The following is a 19,949-nucleotide window of genomic DNA, read 5'->3' on the forward strand; positions in this document are numbered from 1 at the left end:
GCATGAGCCGACAGTGGCACGACCTGCACAGCCCAACGGCCCGCGCCTGCCTTTATCTGCGTGCAGCCAGCAAGCGCACAATCAGCGGCGAGCAGTTGCCGGAGGATGGCCTGCGCTGTTTCATCCGGGTTCAGCCGGGCAATCTGAACGCCTATCGAAGGCTGTGCCACTTTCCCGATGATGGCCGCCTGCCGGCGGCTTATCCCCATGTCATGGCGTTTACCCTGCAATTGCAGTTGATGACCGCAAATGACTTCCCCTTCCCGCTACTCGGCCTGGTGCACCTGCACAACCGCATTGAGGTACTGCGCCCGCTTGGCGCTATCGAAGGGCTGCGCTTTGCGGTGTATGCGCACAACCTGCAGCCCCATGCCAAAGGTGGCACCTTCGACCTGGTCACCGAGGCTGAAGACGGCATCGGTCTGCTGTGGCGTGAAACCAGCCGTATGCTGGTGCGTGGGTTGAAGCTGGAAGGCGAAGTGGATGAGCCCGCTGACGCCGAACCTGGTTCTTTGCCCGAGGCCACCCGCTGGTACGCCGACAGTGATATCGGCCGGCGTTATGCCAAGGTTTGCGGGGATTACAACCCTATTCACCTCAGTGCAGTCAGTGCGCGGTTGTTCGGCTTTCCCACGTCCATTGCCCATGGCATGTGGACCAAGGCCATGGCCTTGGCCGCATTACGCGGGCACCTGCCGCACAGTGGCTATGCCTTCGAGGTGGATTTTCGCAAGCCGGTAAGGTTGCCTTCGGAGGTGGTGCTCAGTGCCAGTGAGGCGGGCCCTTCGGGGACGTTGCGGCTGGATGGCCATGGAGGTGTGCTGCATATGGTCGGGCGCTGGGCTCTGCTGTAGGCGCCGCTTGCTTTGCATCGGGCCTGGGCAGAAGCTATGCAGCATTAGGAGACCCCCGATGAACCTGCAAGAACTCACCCAACGCCTGCATCAGATCCGCGACAACAACGACTGGCGCGGCTTCCACAGCCCAAAGAACCTGGCCATGGCCGCCAGCGTCGAAATGGCCGAACTGGTGGAAATTTTCCAGTGGCTGAGCGAGGACGAATCGCGCCAGTTGCCTGCCGACAAACTGGCCCACGCCGGCCAGGAAGTCGGCGATGTGGTGCTCTACCTGTTGCTGCTCTGCAGCGAACTGGGCCTGGACATGGATCAGGTGGTGCGGGCCAAGCTGGCCGATAGCGAGAGGCGCTTCGCCCTATGAACGACCGTCACTTCGATGAGCTGGCCACGCGCTTTGCCGAGAAGATCTACGGCGGCGCCAAAGGTGCGATCCGCCTGGCCGTGCTGCAGGCTGACCTGGCCGAGGCGCTGCCCGACCGCCCGCTACGTATCCTCGACATTGGCGCCGGGTTGGGCCACATGGCCTTGTGGCTGGCCGAGCGCGGCCATCAGCTGACCTTGGCCGAGCCCGCAGCCCCCATGCTCGACGGCGCCCGTGCGCGCTTTGCCGAAGCGGGCCAACCGGCCACCTTCATTCATGCGCCCTGGCAAGAACTGCTTGGCCAACTGACCGAGCCCTACGACCTGGTGCTCTGCCACGCCGTGCTCGAATGGCTGGCCGAACCCGAGAGCATCCTGCCTGTGCTGCACCAGCTCACCGCCCCCGACGGCTGGTTATCGCTGGCCTTCTACAACCGCGATGCACTGGTCTATCGCAACCTGCTCAAGGGCCATTTCCGCAAGTTGCGCAGCAACCGTCTGGAAGGTGAAAAGCAGAGCCTGACCCCACAGAAACCGCTTGATCCACGCGAACTCAAGGCGCAACTTGAACCTATGTGGCAGGTTGAAAGCGAAAGCGGCGTGCGGGTGTTCCACGACTACATGCCCAAGGAGTTCCAGGGTAAGGCCGAGCTGCTCGACCTGCTGGAAATGGAGCTGGCCTACCGCCGCCACCCCGGTTTCGCTGGCCTTGGCCGTTACCTGCACTGGGTCTGCCGCCCTCGCTAACCCGCCCCGCCGGGAGGAATACATGCCGTACCGTCTGTTGTGCCTGGCCCTGCTGCCCATTGCCCTGGCTGGCTGCCAGGGCAGCAACCCGTATGTGGCCAGCAGCCGCCCGTTACCACCGGCCCCTGCACAGGCCGCTACCACCTTCGACGCCAGTGCCTACCCGGCGCCCGCCCGTGATTACGGGCACTACCGCAGCTGGAGCTGGCGCAACGGCCAGTTACCCAGCGGCTCGGCCAATGCTGACCCGGCGCAGTTGGCCGATGCCGTCAGCGGCGCACTCGATCAGCATGGCCTGCGCCCCGCCCGAGGGGCCTCCGGCGACTTGTTGGTCAGCGCCGACATGCGCCTGGAAAAACGCTTGCGCCAGGTGCGTGACTACGACACCTACGACCCCTACTACGGGCCGTACCCCTACGGTGGTGTCGGCTATGGTGGCTACCGCCATGGTTACGGGGGCTATGCCAGTGTGCCCATCGTGCGCACCTACGAGGTCGAAGTCATGGTGGTGCGTATCGACCTGTACGACGCCCGCAGCGGCCAGCCGGTATGGAGCGCCAGCGCCGAAAGCGGCAGCGACAAGGACTCGCCGCGCGAACGCGAAAGTGCCTTGCGCGATTCTGTGCACAAGGCGCTCAGCGGCTATCCTCCCAGTTAATCGCTAACGGAGAACCATCATGTTGCGCCGTCTCGTTCTACTGTCATTCGCGTTATTGCTCGCCGCCTGCTCCAGCAATAACGTCCAGCAGGATTTCGATGCCAGCCGCGATTTCGCCGCCTACCGCAGCTGGGCTTGGCAGGAGCCGGGGCTGCAGTACCGCCCGGACGACCCACGGATCAAGAGCGACCTCACCGAACAGCGCATTCGCCAAGCGGTCGCCGATCAGCTCGACCAGCGCGGCCTGCGCCCGGTGCAAGGCGGCGCTCGGCCTGATCTGAGCGTACGTACTTACCTGATCGTCGAGCAGCGCCAGCAGCAGATCACCACCAACTATGGCGGTGGCTGGGGTGGCTACTGGGGCGGCTACTGGGGGGGGCCGATGTACAACGAAACCCGCAGCGTCGACTACAAGGTCGCCACGATTCAGGTCGACATGTTCGATGGGCGTGACGGCAAGCTGGTGTGGCGCGGCAGTGCCGAGCAGATCATGAACAACTACCCGCCAAGTCCTGAAGAACGCAATACCGCCATTCACGACACCGTGGCCAAGGTGTTGGCCAACTATCCGCCAGGCAGCAAGAAATAGCGGCTTGATGCAGGTCTTTGCAGGAGCGGCCTTGCGCCCAGGCCGCGCCTGCAAAAGACCGCGCAGGCCTGTGTCAGCTACGACAAAATCCATTCCAGCCACGCCTTTTTGCCCATCCCGCCCCACTCCCCCGCACGTTCCCGTCTATCTTCACTTAAGGAAACCTGACTGACCGGGTAGAAGTGTTCAACATTTGGGAAGGGCGACCTGCCAATGCAAAGCATTGTTCTCCTGCTGTGGCTTGCCTTGTGCTCCGAACAGGATGTGCGTCAACGCCAGATCTCCAACCTGCTGACCCTGGGCGTGGCTACCTGCGCCCTGATCTGGCTGTTCGCCACCGGCCACAGCTGGATCGGCGCCGACGCCAGCGATGCCGGCTGGGCGCTTGCCATCGTCATGCTGCTGACCCTGCCAGGCTATATGCTCGGCCGCTTCGGCGCCGACGACGTCAAGCTGATGGGCGCCCTGGCCCTGGCCACCAGCCCGCAATATGTGCTCGGCACCTTTATCGGCGCCGGCGTCAGTGTGCTGGTATGGCTGCTTACCCGCCGGCGCCTGTGGACCTTGCTCAACCCCAAGGTAAAGAAGCGTTTGCAGGCCCTGACCGAGGAAATGGGCGACAAACAGGCGTTCGTCCCCTATGTGCTGGCAGGGTTTCTTCTGACGGCCGTATGGATCCAATAAGGCTTCCAGTGGTCCGAAGACTTGTACACGCCTTGTACATATTCGCTTAGAGCGACTACTTTTAAGCTGCCAGAGCGTCTGGCACGGGAGCAGGGCGGTATACGAACAGGGAGTTGATCGTGTCCAGACCAGTGAGTGAAGTGAAGGTGTTGGTGGTTGATGACCAACCGGTCATTGTCGAACAACTGTGTGAATTCCTCGAAACCAAGGGCTATGTCTGCATACCAGCCCACTCAACTGACGAAGCTATCGAGCGATATGTGGCAGACCCGGCCATCGGGCTGCTCATCTGTGACCTGCACATGCCGGAGCGAGATGGCATTGAGCTGGTACGCGCCTTGAAGGGGCTCGACGGCAGCCCGCGCATGTTCGAAGCCATCATGTTGACTGGGCGTGCCGAGAAACAGGACGTGATCCGCGCGCTACGCGAAGGCTTTGCCGACTACTACCAGAAGCCGATGGACCTTGACGAGCTGCTGGCGGGCGTACGCCGGCAGGAAGAAGCCTTGCTGGAGCGCCAGCGAAACTTCCGTGATCTGGGTGGGTTGAACCAGCGCCTGCAAGAGCTGGCCGACTCAGTGGACGAACTGTATCAGGACCTGGAAAAAGCCCGTGGCCAAGGCACCCACCGGCGTGCCAGTGACGTGGAGGAAAGCGAAAGCGAACTGCCAGCGGCGTTCGAGAAGCTGTCGCCACGCCAATTGGAAGTGGCGCGCCTGGTCAGCAAAGGCAAGACCAATTACCAGATCGCCTGTGAGCTGGGCATTACCGAGAACACCGTGAAGCTTTACGTGTCACAGGTGTTGCGCCTGACCCACATGCACAACCGCACCCAGCTGGCACTGGCGCTTACCCCTAGCTCATCGCCGGTGCATCAGCGGTTTACCACCCATTGAGGGGGCAGCGTGTAAATTACCGGGGCTGCTTCGCGGCCCCTACAGTTGAACGTCAACGCTCAAGGTCAGCCGAGGCCCACGGTCCAGGCTATCGAGCGCCACATCCGCCAACGGCTTGGCCACTTCCAGCGCCACATTGAACACGCGCCCATCTCCTAACCGCACACCAAACGCCAGCGACGCCAGGTGGGCATCCTCCACCGGCCCTCGGTTATGCCAGGCCTGCGCCGTGTCCACTGCCGCATATGGCTGAACCAGCGCCAGCCCGCTCCCCTGCATGCTGTAGCTCAGCTCGTAAGCCACACCCCAGCCCTTGTCCCCGTCCGCCTGGTCACGCGGGTATCCACGGCCAAAACTCTGCCCGCCAAAACCCGCGCGCTCGCTGTCGGGCAACTTGTCATCACTCCAGTACAAGGCCCCGGACACCACGCCCTGCCAGTTATCCAGCAGTGCGTCGCTCTGCAAGCCGGAAAGCCGCAGCCGCAGAAAGTCCAGGTCGTAGTCGGCATCGCTTCGAGCCCCAAGGTAATCCAGGCCCTGATAGACCCCAGCACTGACGATACGCATACGCCTCTGTTCCATCTCGCGCCAATCGCCCTCGAACGACAGCGCACGTACGTAGGTGTCGTAGTCCCGAGACGATGGCTGCTCATCCGTGTGGTCTTCATCGCGCTCACGAACTGCGTACAAGTGCCCCTGAACCACCAGCCACTCATCCGGCCTGACGATCACCGGCTGACGAAGCCCTATCGCATAGCGCTCGCTGTCGTGCTCGCGGGTGATATCGCGACCATGGTCAAGGCGTATGTGCGTGCCGGGCTCGCTGCGGTAGCGCGAAGCCGACAGCAGCAGTTGACTGCCGGCGGCGTCCAGGTACTGGCTGTAGTCCAGACGCTGGTAATGGACCTGGTCGTCCCCTGGAGGCAGCAGCCAACTGGCCGTGAGTTGTTCACCATGGCGGGTCTGGGCATTGCTGGTTGCCGTGAACAACGCCTGTGCAGTGTCGCGGCTGGAGTCGGTCACCGTCACAGCGGCGCCGAATGGCTTGCGCCGCGCATGCAGGGTCAGCCGGGCGGCGCCATCAGCGGCCTGCGCCATTGTCAGCTCGGCCTCTACCGACACACCAGGCATGCGCGCGGCCAGGCCCAGAAAACGCTCCAGCGTTTCCCGCGTCAGCGGCCGCTCAGCCTCAAGGCGCGCCAGCAACTGTTGCAAATACTCGCTGGCCGGGCCGATATCGCCGTCCACGCGGTAATCACGGAGGTAACCTTCGACCAGCACCACGCTGACCCTACCCTCTGCCACATCCTGGGGTGGTAGATAGGCATACGACAACAAGTAGCCCTGCTGCCGATAACGCTGGGTCAGCCGCTCGGTATATTGCTGCAATTCACCCAACGTGGTCTGGCGCCCTATCAGCGCTTGGTAGTGCTCACGCAGGTCGCTCAGGGGGAACACCGTGCCGCCCTCGAAGCGTACTTTTTGCAGTATCAGCGGGGTATTGGCCGAAGCCCAGTCAGGCTTGTGGATAGCCGCCTCGGCCAGCCGTATGTTGGGGCTGACGAGGCGGTAGACCGCAATCGGCAGGTTGGCGCTGGGCAAGCGTCGCTCGTATTCATGGCTGTCGAGAAAACCCGGCAACGGCTCGCCCTGGGCCGCAAGCGCCCAGGGCAGCAACAGCAGGGGCACGGCCAGAGGACGCATAGGGCGCTCCATGTTCCCTTGGGTTGTGGGGCACCCGCCGCTCACCCCCCTTACCTGCAAGCGTAGGTGCTGGCCCGGCTGCCGTCGAACACCTACTCGCTGACCTGGAACGCCACCCGCGCCGTCTCGCCACTTTCGTCCAGCGCGCTGAGTTCGGCCTGCCCGACCTGGGGCAAGCGCAGCAGCAAGCTGTCCTGCCCTTGGGTTTCACCCAGCGGCTGGCCGTTGAGGAACCACCAGCGCCGTCCACCACCACCCAAGGCCGATACATGCAATTGCAGCGGCTCACTGCTGGTGGCTGGGCGACGCAGATTATCGCCGGGGCGCACGCCCACGATCGACAGCGGTGGCGCGCTGGCCGGTAGTTGCGGCGGGCAGGCCGGGTCGAGGGCGGGCAGACGCGCCGCGCGCCGTTCGAGGCGGGGCAGCCAGGGCTCCAACGGCGCCGGCCACAAGGCGATTTCACGGGGCTTGGCGCCCGGGCAACTGCCATCGACACGCAGGCCCTGGTCGTTGACCCACACGTTTTCGCGCAAACCCAGGCCCAGCGGTTGGTCAGCGGCCTGCAAGGTTGGCGGCGTGGTGCCATCCAGGGTCCAGGCGAAGCGCTGGCGTCGGCAGTTGGGGTCCTGCTTGCTCATCGGCTGGCCCAGCGGCCAGCAGATCGCCGCCACACCGACGTTTGCCGGTACACGCGCCACTGGCACGCTGATGCCACGCTGACTGTCACGGTTGCTCAGCAGGTCATGCACCTGCAGCATCAGCGGCGCCGCCGAAGCCAGGCCAAATTGCCCGGGAACCGGCGTGCCATCGGGGCGACCGATCCACACGCCGATCAGGTAGCGCGGCCCTACGCCGATCGACCAGGCATCGCGAAAGCCATAGCTGGTGCCGGTTTTCCAGGCCAGTTGCGGGCGCTGCACCAGTTCGGCATGCGGGTCGCGGTCGGGGCGAGCCTGGCCACTGAGGATGCGTCGGATGATCCACGCCGCGCCTGGCGACAACAGGCGTCGCTCTACCAGCGGGTCCTGCGGCTGCAAACGCACCTTCGCACTGTTACCGTCCCGTGCCAGCGCCGCGTAGCCACCCACCAAATCTTCCAGCCGGCTGCCGGCGCCCCCCAGTATCAACGACAGGTTGGGCTCGGCCAGCGGCGGCAATATCAGCGGCACGCCCGCCATGCGCAGCTGCGCGGCAAAGCGTTTCGGGCCATAGGCCTCCAGCAATTGCACGGCCGGCAGGTTGAGCGACAGGGCCAGCGCCGAGCTGGCCGACACCGGGCCGCTGAAGCCCATGGAGAAGTTGCCGGGGCGATAATCGCCATAACGCCGTGGCACATCCTGCAGCAGCGATTCGGAATGGATCAGGCCATCGTCCAGCGCCATGCCGTAGAGAAACGGCTTGAGGGTGGAACCGGGCGAACGCAGCGAGCGCACCATATCGACATGGCCAAAACGGCGCTCGTCCGCCAAATCTATCGAGCCCAGGTAAGCGCGCACCGCCATGGTCTGCGCATCGACCACCAGGACGGCGGCCGAGGTGCGCTCCGGTAGCCGGGCGCGCCAACCCAGCAGCAGGTCTTCGAGGCGCCGCTGAAGTGCGGCATCGAGCGTGGTGCGAATCAGTGGCGGGCTGTCGGCGCTGTTCAGGCGCCGGGCCAGCAAGGGTGCCAGGGCCGGCTCCTGGCGTGGCGCCAACACCAACGGTTCCTCGGCCGCCTCGCGGATTTGCCGCTCAGGCCACACCTGGTATTCGGCCAGGCGCTGCAACACCTTGTCGCGCGCGCGCTGAGCACGCTCGTGGTGGCGGTCTGGGCGCAGCCGGCTGGGTGCCTGGGGCAGCACCGCCAGCAGCGCCGCTTCAGCGGGTGTCAGGTGCAAGGGCGACTTGCCCAGGTACGCCCAACTGGCAGCGGCCACGCCCTGCAAGGTGCCGCCGAACGGCGCGCGGTCCAGGTAGATCTGCAGGATTTCGCGCTTGGACAAGTGCCATTCCAGCTGCGCCGTACGCCACAACTGGCGCAGTTTGCCAGCCAGGGTGCGGTCGTGCGGGTCGAGCAGGCGCGCCACCTGCATCGACAACGTACTGCCGCCCGACACCACGCGCCCACCGCGCAGGTTCAACCAGGCAGCGCGGGCCAAGGCCAGTGGATTGACCCCAGGGTGGCTGTAGAACCAGCGGTCCTCGTAAGTCAGCAAGGCCTGCAGGTACAGCGGCGACACCTGTTCGGGGCTGACCGGGTAGCGCCACACGCCATCAGCATCGGCAAAGCGCCACAACGGCGTCCCGTCCTCGGCCAGCACCACCCGGGCCAGGTCGTCGCCCGGCATGGGCAGCGGCCAGATACGATCAGCCAGCCACAACAGGCCGCACAGCACCAGCACGCCGATCAGCGTGGCACGCAACATCCTGCCCGCATGGCGATGTGGCCGCGCTAAGCTTGGCATCGGGAACCGACCTGGCCAGGTAATGGCCAAAGGCTTTGGGACGGCAACCTCGCCGATTCGTTCATCAGGAAGCAACTATGCATGTAGAAGGTTTTTTCGAGTGGTTGGGCCAGGCACTGGGGTCGTTGATCCGCTTCATCGTCGACGCATTGAGCGGGCTGTTCAACCTGCTGGCCAATGCCGGTGGCAATTTCATCGACGGCCTGGCGCGCACCTTGGGCATGGACACCTCGCTACTCAGCATCCTGGCCCTGATCATCGGCCTTATGCTGCTGTACTCGGCAATCCGTGCGTTCATGCGCGCCTCGATCATCCTCGGGATCATCTGGCTGGTGCTGGGGTTGTGGGTGATGAGTTGGGTGATTCACTAGAAACTGCGCCATTCCTGTAGGAGCGGCCTTGCGTCGCGATCGGGCGCGCAGCGGCCGCAAAACCTGGCGACGCGGTACCACAGTTGCTCCGCGCGCTCAGGTTTTGGGGCCGCTTTGCGGCCCGATCGCGACACAAGGCCGCTCCTACAACAGACCGCGTAGCCTCAGCGGGCTTTTACGGTCATCTCCCCTTGCCCATCGCCCACAGCCTGCAGGTTCGGCCGGTACATCGACTCAACCTGCGGCGGCGGTACGCGGTAGGTGCCCGGGGTCACTGCCCGCGCCAGATACAGCAGGTGGGTGGTGCCGTAGCTGTCGAGCTTGAGCGCGGCAACATAACGGTCATCACGGTACTCCTGGTGCACCACGCTGGCGTTCTGCATAGACTCGCGCCACTCCTTCACCGCGCTGCTGGCGTTGTCCAGGCTGGCGGCGCTTTGCGCCAGGTTCTGGTTTTCCAGCTCCAGGCCTGCTGGCAGCAAATCCACCACCAGCGCATCCGGTACACGGTCTTCAGCCTTGAGCGCCAGGTGCACCAGCACCAAGTCACCACTGCGCAGGTTGTGCAGGTCCAGCGGCTGGCCATTCATGCCCAAGTACTCTCGGCGAATCTGCAGGCCATTGCCGCCAGCAGCAGGCGCCTGGCGTGGGTAGCCCGACAAGGTCAGCTGCTGGTACAGCGTCTCGCTGCCTTCGTTCTGCACACTCAGCGGCGATGCCAGTAGCGGGCCTTCCAGCTTCATGCCGGCCTCGGCATTGTTGAACTCGCGCACCTCGCCAGCACTGTCCAGGCGTGCCTGCCACTTGCCTTCCGGCTTGCCCAGCAGGCTACGGCCGGCAAGGAACAGTGCATTGCGCTCCTGGGTAGACAGCCAGCGGTTGGCCGCCAGCTCATCCGACAAGGCGAACAGGCGCTGATCGACCTGGCTGCTGGCCAGGTTGCTTTCCTGCAGCAGTGCCAGGATCAGCGCCTGGTCACGCAGGGCGCTGCCGTAATCGGCCATCCAGCCTTTGCCACGGCTGATGCCCAGGCCCGCCTGCAAGGCTTGCTCGGCACGCGGTTTGTCACCCATCTTGTCCAGTGCCACCGCCAATTGCACCAGCGGTAGGCCAGAACGGGCATCGGCGCGGCGCTCGAACAGGCCTCGCAGGGCACCCAATGGCGCCTGCTGGCTGCGCGACAGCACCAGCGCCGCGTAGGCTTGCACGGCAAAGCGAGTGTGGTCGGCATTTTCGCTGTAGTCGACTTCGATCAGGTTGCGTTCCTGCAGGTAGCGCAGCAGGCGCTCGCTGGCCTTCTTCAGCGCTTCGGCCGGCACGCCGTAACCTTGGTCACGGGCACGCAGCAGGAAGTCGGTGACGTAGGCGGTGAGCCAGTACTCTTCTTCGCTGTCCGAACTCCACAGGCCAAAGCTGCCGTTGTAGCGCTGCATGCCCAGCAGGTGCTCGATGCCCATTTCGATCTTGCGCTTGCGCACCTGCGCCGGCTCGCCCTTGATGCCCAGGCGTTTGAGGCTATCGGCATCAGCGTACAACGACGGGTACAGGCCGCTGGTGGTCTGTTCCAGGCAACCGTAGGGGTAGGCTTCCAACGCGCGAATCTGCTCGGCCAGGTTCAGCGGCGGCCGACTCGACAAGGCCAGGCTGGCTTCCAGGCCGGCAGGTTCGAAAGCTGCCAGGTCCGCTTCAGGCAAGGTCCATGGCTGGTCTTTCAACGCCACGCGGTAGTGCTTGAGCATCGCCGGATAAGCTGGGCGCACGCCCAATGTCCACTCACGCTCGAACGCGGTGGCGGGCTCGTTTGGCAACTGCAGGCCAGTGACCCGCACATGCACTTTACCCTGCCCCAGGCCCCCTTGGGCCTGTACCGGGATCATCAGTGTCGAGCGCTGGCCTTCGGTCAGGTTAACGCTCTGCACGGCGTTGGCCGCCAGGCTCAGTTGCCCATCGGTGGTGATTTCAACGTTCAACTGTTGAGCACGGCCCGACAGGTTGGCCAGGTCCAGTGCCAGGCTGGTGCGGTCGCCACCGGCCAGGAAGCGCGGCGCCGACAGCTCGGCAATCAACGGTGCAGCGACCACGGTTTTGCCTTCTGCCATGCCGAAGTGTTCTTCGGTCCAGGCCTGGGCCATCAGCCGCAGTTCGCCGTTGAAGTCGGGGATATCGACCGTGGCCTGGCCCTCACCCTTGTCGTCCAGGGTCACCGGCAGGCTCTGCTGGGCGACGATGGTGACCGTGGTGTTAGGGCGCTTGCCACCCTTGGCCATTGCCGCGTCACCGCCAAACGCCAGGCTCGCCAGGCGGCCCTGGCCGGCTTCGATCAACTGGCCGTAGATGTCCAGTTGGTCGGCACCATAGGCCTTGCGCCCGAACAGGCTGGCAAACGGGTCCGGGGTTTTGAAATCAGTGATGTTGAGGATGCCCACGTCCACCGCAGACAACAGCACATGCACCTGCTTGGGCACGCTGCCATCGGCATTGGCGGCTTTCACCTTTACGGTCAGCGGCTGTTTCGGGCGCATTTTTTCGGGTGCCTGCAGGCTCACCGCCAGCTTGCGTTCGGCGCGGTCCAACGGCAGGTGCAGCACACCCACGGCGCGTTTTGGTGTGGCGTTGGCCTTGCGCTCTCCAGGGCGAATCACCAGCGCGCTGATGTAAAGGTCGTGGCGCGCCCAGGCGTTGTCCAGTTGCACATCAAAGGTCTTGCCCTCGGCGGGCACGTCGATCTCCTGCCACCACAGCGGGCCATCGCTGGACTCGATCATCAGGTAGCCGCTGCCAGCAGCAGGTGGCGTGACGGTGACCTTGGCAGTAGCGCCATCGGCGTAGGACGGTTTATCCAGCGCCAGCTTGACCTGGTCCGGGCGCACCGCGCCGCCTTCGGCGTTATCTTGGGCGCGATAACCGGCCCAGAAGCGCTCGCTGGACACCAGGCCGGTCTGCGGGTCTTCGACCTCCACGCGGTACGGGCCCCATTCAACCTGGAAGCTCAGTTTGGCCGTGGAGCCGGCCTTGACGCTAACGGTCTCCTCACGCTGGGTGAGGAACTTCTCGTTGTAGGCGTAGCTCCAGCCATCGCTCTGCGAGTAGTTCCAGTAGTAGTCGCGGCGCTCGCGAATCAGACGTACCTTGAGGTCGTTGGCCGCCAGCTTGTTGCCGTCGCGGTCGGCCACCAGGAATTCGAACTCCACCGGCCCGTCGCTATCGGTTTCCTCACCCTCGAACAGGCCACGCAGGCCCGGCAGGCGCTCGGCAGGCCAGATCGGTTGCTCCAGACGACGGGTGATCGGCCGGCCACCGGACTCCTGCAGGCTGGCCTGCACGGTCAGTTGCAGCGGTGAGCGGGCTTCGGCCCAACGGCTTTCGATATCGACCACGGCCTTGCCAGCCTGATCGAGCGTGACTTCGTCCAGCTCCAGGTCCTGGTTCAGCTCGGTTTCGGTGACCGAGCCGAACTGGTAGCCCGGCAGCGCAGGCACCGCTTCGCGAAGGGGACGCACATAGGCCTGGCCACTCAGGCGATTACCGGCAGCCGGGGCGCCATAGAGGTAACGGCCATTGACCTGGATGCGCGCATCCTCCTCCGGCGACAGCGGCGTGCTGCTGCCCTTCAGCTCCAGCGCCAGGCGTTCAGGCAGGAAGTCCTCGACGAGAAATTCATACACCTGCTTGCGCCCGCCGCCCAGGTCGAGCAGCAGTTGCCAACGGCCAGTCGGGGCCTCGGTGGCGAGCTGCAACTGGTATTGGTACAAGCCATTGCTGTCGGCCTCCCAGACGAACTTGCGGCTCACCTGCTCATCCGGGCGACGCACTTCCACACTCACCGGCTGGGCCTTGACCGGCTTGCCGTCCTGGTCGCGCAGAAGGCCGTTGAGCAGCACCGTTTCGCCTGGGCGATACAGGTCACGCGGGCCGAAGATGAAGAACTGCAACGGGTTGGCTTGCGGGCCGGTAATGTCGAACTCGGCCAGGTCCAGGGCGGCGGTGTTCAGGCGCAGCAGGGTGGTGTGCACACCTTGGGTAGCAATCAGGGTATCGGCCTTGGACGTGATCGGCAGTTGGGCGTGGCCCTTGCCATCGGTGCTGGCCTGGGCCAGCAACTTGCCCTTCTCGTCATGGATTTCGAGATTGACGCCGCTCATCGCCTTGCCGCCTTCCAGCGCCTGCGCGAACACGTCCAGGCGGTCGCGGTAGCGGTGCGCCGACACGCCGATGTCGCTGAGGGTGAACAGGGTCGCCGGCTGCGAGTAGTCGTAAGTGCCCGAAGCACGCATCACTGCCAGGTACACGCCCGGGTCCTGCAGCGGCTTGATGCCGGCGATGGGCAGCAGCACGGTTTCGCGGGTGTTGCGGGCGGGGTTGAGGTCGAAGCGGCCGCTGTAGACCAGCTCGGCCATGTCCAGGGTTTCCTTGGACTGGTAGTAGTACAGGCTGCTGTTGCGCCCCCAGCTGGCCAGGAAAGACGAGAGCATTTCCGGCTTCACCCGGAAAAACTCGACATCGACCTTGTCGACGTTCAGGGCAATCACCGGCAGCCCCTCGGCCAGGCGCGTGGGCAGCAGCGAGCCGCGGCTGGCAAAGCCGATGGTCGGCTGCATGTCGCGGGTTTCCAGCTGGGTGATCGATTCACTGTCCAGTTGCTTGCCGTTGACCGCCAGCAGGCCCTTGTCGACGGTCAGCACCAGCTTGCGCTGCGGTTCCAGGTGACGCAGGCGCAGTTCCATCTGGTTGTCGGAGAGCTCCCAGGCGCCGTCGAGCTTGCCTTTGACGGTGTCGACCAGGTGCACCTTGGTGGCGAAGTCCTGCTTGGCATCCAGCGGCGCGGAGAAGCTGATCGACAGCGTCGCAGCGCCATCGAGCTGCACTTCGGATACATCCAGCACCGTGAGTTCGCGGCCCTCGTAGCGCTTGGCGAGCACGGCCGGGTCTTCGCGTTTGGGGGCGGGGGCTTCGGCGGGCGCGGTGGCCGCCGGTTTGTCCGGCGCCGGTTTGTCCGGCGCGGATGAGTCACAGGCACTGAGCAACGCCAGCGCGCAGGCCAGCAACAATCCTTTGTTGAACATGGAGTAGGAACTCTTGGGCAGCGTGTACGTGAGGGCAGCAACTATAGCGCAACGTCAGGTGCGGCACCCGGCGTTGCGCGCCCAGTAAGACCACGGTCGCGCGAAATGGTTGCCTGGTGGTTACACTGTGGCCTTCGTTAAAGGGGCGTACAGCGGCCCCAAGCCCCTTGGTAAGCAAATGTCCCAACTCTCCGCCGACTGGCGCCACCGCCCTACCCACCACAAGGTCTGGGCGCTGGCCGCACCGATGATCTTGTCCAACATCTCCGTACCGCTGGTGGCGCTGGTCGACAGCACCGTCATCGGCCACCTCCCCCACGCCCACCAGCTAGGCGCCGTGGCCGTGGGCGCCACTTTGTTCACCTTCATGGTTGGCCTGATGGGCTTCCTGCGCATGGGCTCCACTGGCTTCGCCGCACAGGCCGCTGGCCGTGGCGACGGCGCCGCGTTGCGCCAGGTGCTGGTACAAGGGCTGCTTTTGGCGGTCGGTTTCGCCCTGATGATCGGCCTGCTGGCTCTGCCGTTCAGCCAGCTGGCACTGCATGCGATGCAACCCAGTGCAGCCCTGCAGCAATCCACCGAAGACTTCTTCCATACCCGCCTGCTTGGCCTGCCTGCGGCGCTTGCCAGCTATGCGCTGGTTGGCTGGTTTCTGGGCACCCAGAACGCTCGGGCGCCACTGGCCATCCTGCTGACCACCAACCTGCTGAACATCGTCCTGAACCTGTGGTTCGTGCTGGGCCTGGATTGGGGCGTACTGGGGTCGGCACGGGCTTCGGTCATTGCCGAATGGAGCGCCGCGCTGCTCGGCCTGGCCCTGACCCGCCCGGCACTGCGTGCCTACCCGGGGCAGATCGCCTGGGCAGCGCTCGAACGCTGGCAGGCCTGGCGCCCGCTGCTGGCGGTCAACCGCGATATTTTCCTTCGCAGCCTGGCGCTGCAACTGGTGTTCCTGCTGATTACTGTGCAGGGGGCGCGCCTGGGTGAGGCCACGGTGGCGGCCAACGCCCTGCTGCTCAATGGCCTGCTGCTGACGGCCTATGCCCTCGACGGGCTGGCGCATGCGGTCGAGGCCCTGTGCGGCCATGCCATTGGTGCCCGCGACCGCGACACCTTGCGCCGTTCGTTGGTGGTGGCCTGTGGCTGGTCGCTGATCACCAGTTTGGGGTTTGCCGGGTTGTTCCTGCTGGGCGGGCACTTGTTCATCGACCTGCAGACCGACATCGAAAGCGTGCGCAATGCGGCCTATCCGTATTTGCCCTACCTGGCGGTACTGCCGTTGATTGCAGTGTGGAGTTACTTGCTGGATGGGTTGTTCATCGGTGCGACGCGGGCGCGGGAGATGCGCAATGCGATGGTGGTGTCGGTACTGATTGCACTGCCGGTGGCGGTGGCCATGAGCGGGTTCGGCAACCATGGGCTATGGTTGGCGTTTCTCGGGTTCATGGGGTTGCGGGCGGTGACGCTGGGGTGGGTGGGGTGGCGGTTGCAGCAGAAAGGTGAGTGGGTTCGGTAATGCCGGGATCGCGGAACGGCTCGGTATCGTGATCCCTGTAGGAGCGGCCTTGTGTCGCGAAATGAGGGCGAAGCCCTCACCTGCCGGCTCACAGCCACACACAATTCCAATGTGGGTACTCGCCCGCTCGTCGAACCAGACCCGCCCGAATCGGGTTGGCGATGAGGTAGCGGGCAGCAGCCCTTACATCCTCATCCTTGCGCAATGCCCGGTCATAAAAGCCAGGCTGCCAGATGTGCTTTCGCTCGGCACCTATACGGTAAAGCGCACAACTGCTGCGTGACTTGAAAGCACACATGAGTTTGTCCAGGCTGGTAGGCCCAAGCTCGATCAACCAATGCAGATGGTCTGGCATCAGAACCCAAGCCAACGTACGGCAACTACCTTCATGATCACTCAGGCGCAATTGATTAATGGCCGCTCGTGCAAACCAGAGGTTCTGGAACAGCGGGCGCCGTTGGCGGGTAACGGTAGTTAGCAGATAAAGCCTGCCTGACTCTGAAAAGCGCCCTTGGCGCAAGCGATGATTGCCGTGACGGTCCATGTCGAATTCCTTTGAACATTGCATTCGCAGGATAGGTGTCGCAATAAGGGATGGCGTAGGCGGATCATTACCGGGTATGACGCCGTGAGGGCTGCGCCCTCAGTTCGCGACGCAAGGCCGCTCCTACAGGGAAATCGCGTATGGCAATTACTGCGCGATCCGCTGTAGGAACGGCCTTGTGTCGCGATGGGCCGCAAAGCAGCCCCGGCGGTTACGACGACAAGTACGAAGACCGGGTCAACCCAAGACGCAAGGCATCCAGGAACTGGGTACGCTCACGTGCGGTGATCTTGGCGCTGGCCACCTTGTCGCGGTAATGCGTCATCAACTCCTCCGGCGACAGGTGCACGTAGCGCAGCATGTCCTCGATGGTGTCGTGGGTCTCGATACCGGCGTGGTACACGCTGCCGTCGGCATTCTGGTAGATGTTCACCGAGTCGGTGTCACCGAACAGGTTGTGCATATCGCCCAGGATTTCCTGGTAGGCACCGACCAGGAACACGCCCAGCAGGTAGTCCTCGCCCTCCTTCAGCGCATGCACCGGCATGCTGGTCTCGATGCTCTGCTCATCAACGTACTGGTTGATCTTGCCGTCGGAGTCGCAGGTCAGGTCCTGCAATACCGCACGTCGCATCGGCTCTTCGTCCAGGCGGTGCAGCGGGATGATCGGCAGTACCTGGCCGATGGCCCAGGTGTCCGGCAGGCTCTGGAACACCGAGAAGTTGCAGATGTACTTGTCGGCCAGCTTGTCGTTCAGCTCGTCCAGCACCTGACGGTGCGAGCGCTGGCGGGCCTTGAGCGAGTTGTGCAGGCGGCGGCAGACGGCAAAATAGCACTGTTCGGCCAGGGCCTTCTCGCCCAGGCTGATCTTGCCATCGGCATACTGCGCGGCCACGTCACCCATATAGTGGGTGGCGCGCCAGTAAGTCTCGGTGACCATCTCGATATCGGTCGGGCCAAGCAGGTCGACCAGCCACTGCACGGTCTCGGGCAGGGCTTCCTTGTTCTCGATGGTGGGCACGTCGTCGTTGTGTTTCTCGACGTCGGTCACCTGGATCACCAGCATGGCGTGGTGCGCTGTCAACGAGCGGCCACTCTCGGAGAAGATGTGCGGGTGCGGCAGGCCCTGCGCGTCGCAGAACTCCTTGAGCATGCCCACCACCACGCCGGCGTAGTCGTCCATGTCGTAGTTGATCGAGCTGGCATTGCGCGAGTGGGTGCCGTCGTAGTCCACGCCCAGGCCACCGCCAACGTCGATGTGGTCGACCGGCAGGCCCAGCGCACGCAGTTCGCCGTAGTAACGGATGGCTTCCTTGAAACCGTGCTGATAGTCAGCCAGGTTGGCGATCTGCGACCCCATGTGGAAGTGCAGCAGGCGAATGCCCTGGTCCAGGCCTGCATCGCGGAAGCGCTGTACTACAGAGAGCAGCTGGGCGGCAGACAAACCGAACTTGGACTTTTCGCCACCGGTATCGGCCCACTTGCTCGAAGCCAGCGACGACAGGCGCACGCGCAGGCCGACCTGCGGTTTCACCTTCAGCTCGGCGGCCTCTTCGATCACCAGCGCCACTTCCGACTCTTTCTCGATGACGATGAACACGTTGTGGCCGAGCTTCTGGCCCATCAACGCCAGGCGAATGAACTCACGGTCCTTGTAGCCGTTGCAGACGATGGTGCCGCCCTTCGGCGCCAGCGCCAGTACGGCCAGCAGCTCGGGTTTGGAGCCGGCTTCCAGGCCAATGGAAACGTTTTGCGTGGCGATGATGTTTTCCACCACCGCTTCCTGCTGGTTGACCTTGATCGGGTACAGCGCGGTGTACTGGCTCTGGTACTCCAGGCGCGCGATGTTGGCATCGAACGCACCAGTCAGCTGGCGTACACGGTCCTGCAGAATGTCGGGGAAGCGCACCAGCAAGGGCAGCGACAGGCCGCTCTGGCGCAGTTCGTCAACCTGTTCGTACAGGTCGATCGGCGCGCTGTTGGGGCCGTTGGGGCGCACTTCGACGCGCCCGGCTTCATTGATGGCGAAATAACCAGCGCCCCAATGGCGGATGCCATAAACACTGCGGCTGTCGGCCACGGTCCATTGGCTACCATCGTCTTTGCGTGTGCGTCGTACGGACATTCAAGTCCCCTATAGATAAGTCGAAGACACTGCCCCGCAGGCAGCGGAGCGAGTGTAAAAGCTGAAAATGACGATTCATCCGTGTTCAGGCATAGACCCTGGCCACGGGAACGAGTTTAGAAAGCGCTGGGCAAAAAATCGCGCGATGGCCTCAGCCGCCGGACTTTTTCGCCTTGAAACCCTGTTTGGTCAGCTCGCCGATCAACAGCTCGACATGGTCGCCCTGGATCTCGATAACCCCGTCCTTCAGAGCGCCGCCGGTACCGCAGCGGCGCTTGAGCGTGGTCGCCAGCTCTTTGAGCTGGTCGGGCGGCAGCGGCACGCCGGTGACGGTGGTCACGGTTTTGCCGCCACGGCCTTTGCTCTCACGGCGCACACGGGCAATGCCGTCGCCTTCGGGGATAATTTGCTGCTTGCAGATGCAGACATCCACTGGCTGGCCACAGTCAGGGCAGTGCCGACCAGCGTCGGTGGAATACACGAGACCGCCAAGGGCGGAAAAGGAAGAAGCTTTCTTGGCCACTTTTGTTCCTCTGTGCTGAGGACAAAAACTGGTCGTGCCTTGGGGTTGAGGCCGACCGCGAAGCCCCACTCTGGCAGGGGCGGCGCTACTGCCGCAAGACTTGCGACAGCCCGAAAAGGGCGCGCAGTGTAACGATAAATGCAGCCGTTGCTAAGTACAGGATTGCGGCATTTTGCGAATGTTTTGCGACCCTTCGCGTATTGGGGCTGCTTTGCAGCCCGATCGCGACACAAGGCCGCTCCTACAGGAGACCGCGCAAGGCCGGGGGACGCGACCTCTTGTAGGAGCGGCCTTGTGTCGCGATCGGGCCGCAAAGCGGCCCCTGCTTTATTTCAAGCTAAGCTTGTAGCGCTGCAACGCCGCCAACGAGTCCGGGCAATATGGCTTGCTGAGGCTTTCCTGCTCAGCCTGCTCCAGGCCAATGAACCGCGCCTCGATCACCTCTTCCGGCTGCAGTCGCAATGGCGCATCGGACACCGCCGAATACACCGCACACCACAGACGGTTGTCCGGCTGGTCAAAGTAGAACCGCTCGTGGAAACGCAGCTGCGCACCTTCAATCCCCAGCTCTTCGGCCAGCTCGCGTGCGGCCGACTCGGCATACGCCTCCCCGGCCGCGACCATGCCGCCTGCCGCCACATCCCAATAGCCTGGGTACAGCGCCTTGCTCAGGGTGCGACGATGCACACACAGCTCACCGGCACTGTTGAACAGCAAGATGAACGTGCAACGCCCGATCAACCCGCGCTCACGCAACTCGGCACGGGGCAACGCGCCCAGCACCTGGTCGGCTTCGTCCACCCAGGTGACCAGTTCGCGGTCGGAAGCCGCACGGTGGGCGGCCTCGGTTGGGCTGATAGCCATC

16 protein-coding genes are annotated in these 19,949 nt (G+C 63.9%); 9 read left to right on the top strand and 7 right to left on the bottom strand.

From position 1 onward, the window contains the following. Nucleotides 1–2: 2 nt before the first annotated feature. The 7 genes from DM807_RS05610 (at nt 3) to DM807_RS05640 (ending at nt 4,791) form a co-directional block, all read left to right on the top strand. Nucleotides 3–854: a MaoC family dehydratase gene (locus DM807_RS05610; RefSeq protein ID WP_179027144.1), complete on the top strand. Its 852-nt coding sequence runs from the start codon at nt 3–5 to the stop codon at nt 852–854. Nucleotides 855–912: 58 nt separating this feature from the next. After that, nucleotides 913–1,218: a MazG-like family protein gene (locus DM807_RS05615; protein WP_012270345.1), complete on the top strand. Its 306-nt coding sequence runs from the start codon at nt 913–915 to the stop codon at nt 1,216–1,218. After that, entirely contained in the window at nt 1,215–1,964 is a 750-nt protein-coding gene (locus DM807_RS05620; RefSeq protein ID WP_012270344.1) for a methyltransferase domain-containing protein, read from the top strand. The genes DM807_RS05615 and DM807_RS05620 overlap by 4 nt, the downstream gene beginning before the upstream one ends. A gap of 22 nt (nt 1,965–1,986) precedes the next feature. Next, the gene (locus tag DM807_RS05625; RefSeq protein ID WP_012270343.1) at nt 1,987–2,622 is read left to right on the top strand and encodes a DUF4136 domain-containing protein; all 636 of its coding nucleotides are present in this window, start codon (nt 1,987–1,989) and stop codon (nt 2,620–2,622) included. 19 nt (nt 2,623–2,641) lie between these two features. Then, the gene (locus DM807_RS05630) at nt 2,642–3,211 is read left to right on the top strand and encodes a DUF4136 domain-containing protein (RefSeq protein ID WP_012270342.1); all 570 of its coding nucleotides are present in this window, start codon (nt 2,642–2,644) and stop codon (nt 3,209–3,211) included. Between the two features lie 213 nt (nt 3,212–3,424). Further along, nucleotides 3,425–3,895: an A24 family peptidase gene (locus DM807_RS05635; RefSeq protein ID WP_012270341.1), complete on the top strand. Its 471-nt coding sequence runs from the start codon at nt 3,425–3,427 to the stop codon at nt 3,893–3,895. A 119-nt stretch (nt 3,896–4,014) separates the two neighbouring features. Next, nucleotides 4,015–4,791 carry a response regulator transcription factor gene (locus tag DM807_RS05640; protein WP_012270340.1) on the top strand — a complete coding sequence of 259 codons (777 nt, stop codon included), beginning with the start codon at nt 4,015–4,017 and terminating at the stop codon, nt 4,789–4,791. A 39-nt stretch (nt 4,792–4,830) separates the two neighbouring features. Here the strand turns inward: DM807_RS05640 and DM807_RS05645 are convergent, their stop codons facing one another. Continuing rightward, complete coding sequence (locus DM807_RS05645) at nt 4,831–6,495, bottom strand: ShlB/FhaC/HecB family hemolysin secretion/activation protein (protein WP_179027145.1); 1,665 nt, start codon at nt 6,493–6,495, stop codon at nt 4,831–4,833. A 92-nt stretch (nt 6,496–6,587) separates the two neighbouring features. Next, the gene (gene pbpC, locus DM807_RS05650) at nt 6,588–8,942 is read right to left on the bottom strand and encodes a peptidoglycan glycosyltransferase PbpC (RefSeq protein ID WP_012270338.1); all 2,355 of its coding nucleotides are present in this window, start codon (nt 8,940–8,942) and stop codon (nt 6,588–6,590) included. A gap of 77 nt (nt 8,943–9,019) precedes the next feature. Here pbpC and DM807_RS05655 point away from each other — a divergent pair, with 77 nt between their 5' ends. Beyond that, nucleotides 9,020–9,313: a hypothetical protein gene (locus DM807_RS05655; protein WP_012270337.1), complete on the top strand. Its 294-nt coding sequence runs from the start codon at nt 9,020–9,022 to the stop codon at nt 9,311–9,313. Between the two features lie 164 nt (nt 9,314–9,477). On the opposite strand, the gene DM807_RS05660 is transcribed toward DM807_RS05655, so the two are convergent. Next, nucleotides 9,478–14,376, bottom strand: a complete 4,899-nt coding sequence (locus DM807_RS05660; RefSeq protein WP_179027146.1) for an alpha-2-macroglobulin family protein — start codon at nt 14,374–14,376, stop codon at nt 9,478–9,480. A gap of 178 nt (nt 14,377–14,554) precedes the next feature. Between DM807_RS05660 and DM807_RS05665 the strand changes: the two genes are divergently transcribed. Next, nucleotides 14,555–15,892 (top strand): MATE family efflux transporter, encoded by a 1,338-nt coding sequence (locus DM807_RS05665; protein ID WP_179027147.1) that lies wholly within the window; start codon nt 14,555–14,557, stop codon nt 15,890–15,892. Between the two features lie 88 nt (nt 15,893–15,980). On the opposite strand, the gene DM807_RS05670 is transcribed toward DM807_RS05665, so the two are convergent. From DM807_RS05670 to DM807_RS05685, 4 genes are all read right to left on the bottom strand, one after another. Further along, the gene (locus tag DM807_RS05670; RefSeq protein WP_179027148.1) at nt 15,981–16,436 is read right to left on the bottom strand and encodes an REP-associated tyrosine transposase; all 456 of its coding nucleotides are present in this window, start codon (nt 16,434–16,436) and stop codon (nt 15,981–15,983) included. Nucleotides 16,437–16,647: 211 nt separating this feature from the next. After that, a complete protein-coding gene (gene speA / locus DM807_RS05675) occupies nt 16,648–18,561 on the bottom strand; it encodes an arginine decarboxylase (RefSeq protein ID WP_012270333.1) in 1,914 nt (637 codons plus the stop codon). Between the two features lie 151 nt (nt 18,562–18,712). Beyond that, on the bottom strand, nt 18,713–19,084 hold the full coding sequence (locus DM807_RS05680) for a translation initiation factor Sui1 (protein ID WP_179027149.1): 372 nt from the start codon (nt 19,082–19,084) through the stop codon (nt 18,713–18,715). Nucleotides 19,085–19,411: 327 nt separating this feature from the next. Further along, entirely contained in the window at nt 19,412–19,948 is a 537-nt protein-coding gene (locus DM807_RS05685) for an NUDIX hydrolase (RefSeq protein ID WP_012270331.1), read from the bottom strand. Nucleotide 19,949 lies beyond the last annotated feature (1 nt).

It is taken from the genome of Pseudomonas hunanensis (assembly GCF_013393325.1).
In the GTDB taxonomy this organism is placed as follows: domain Bacteria; phylum Pseudomonadota; class Gammaproteobacteria; order Pseudomonadales; family Pseudomonadaceae; genus Aquipseudomonas; species Aquipseudomonas putida_P.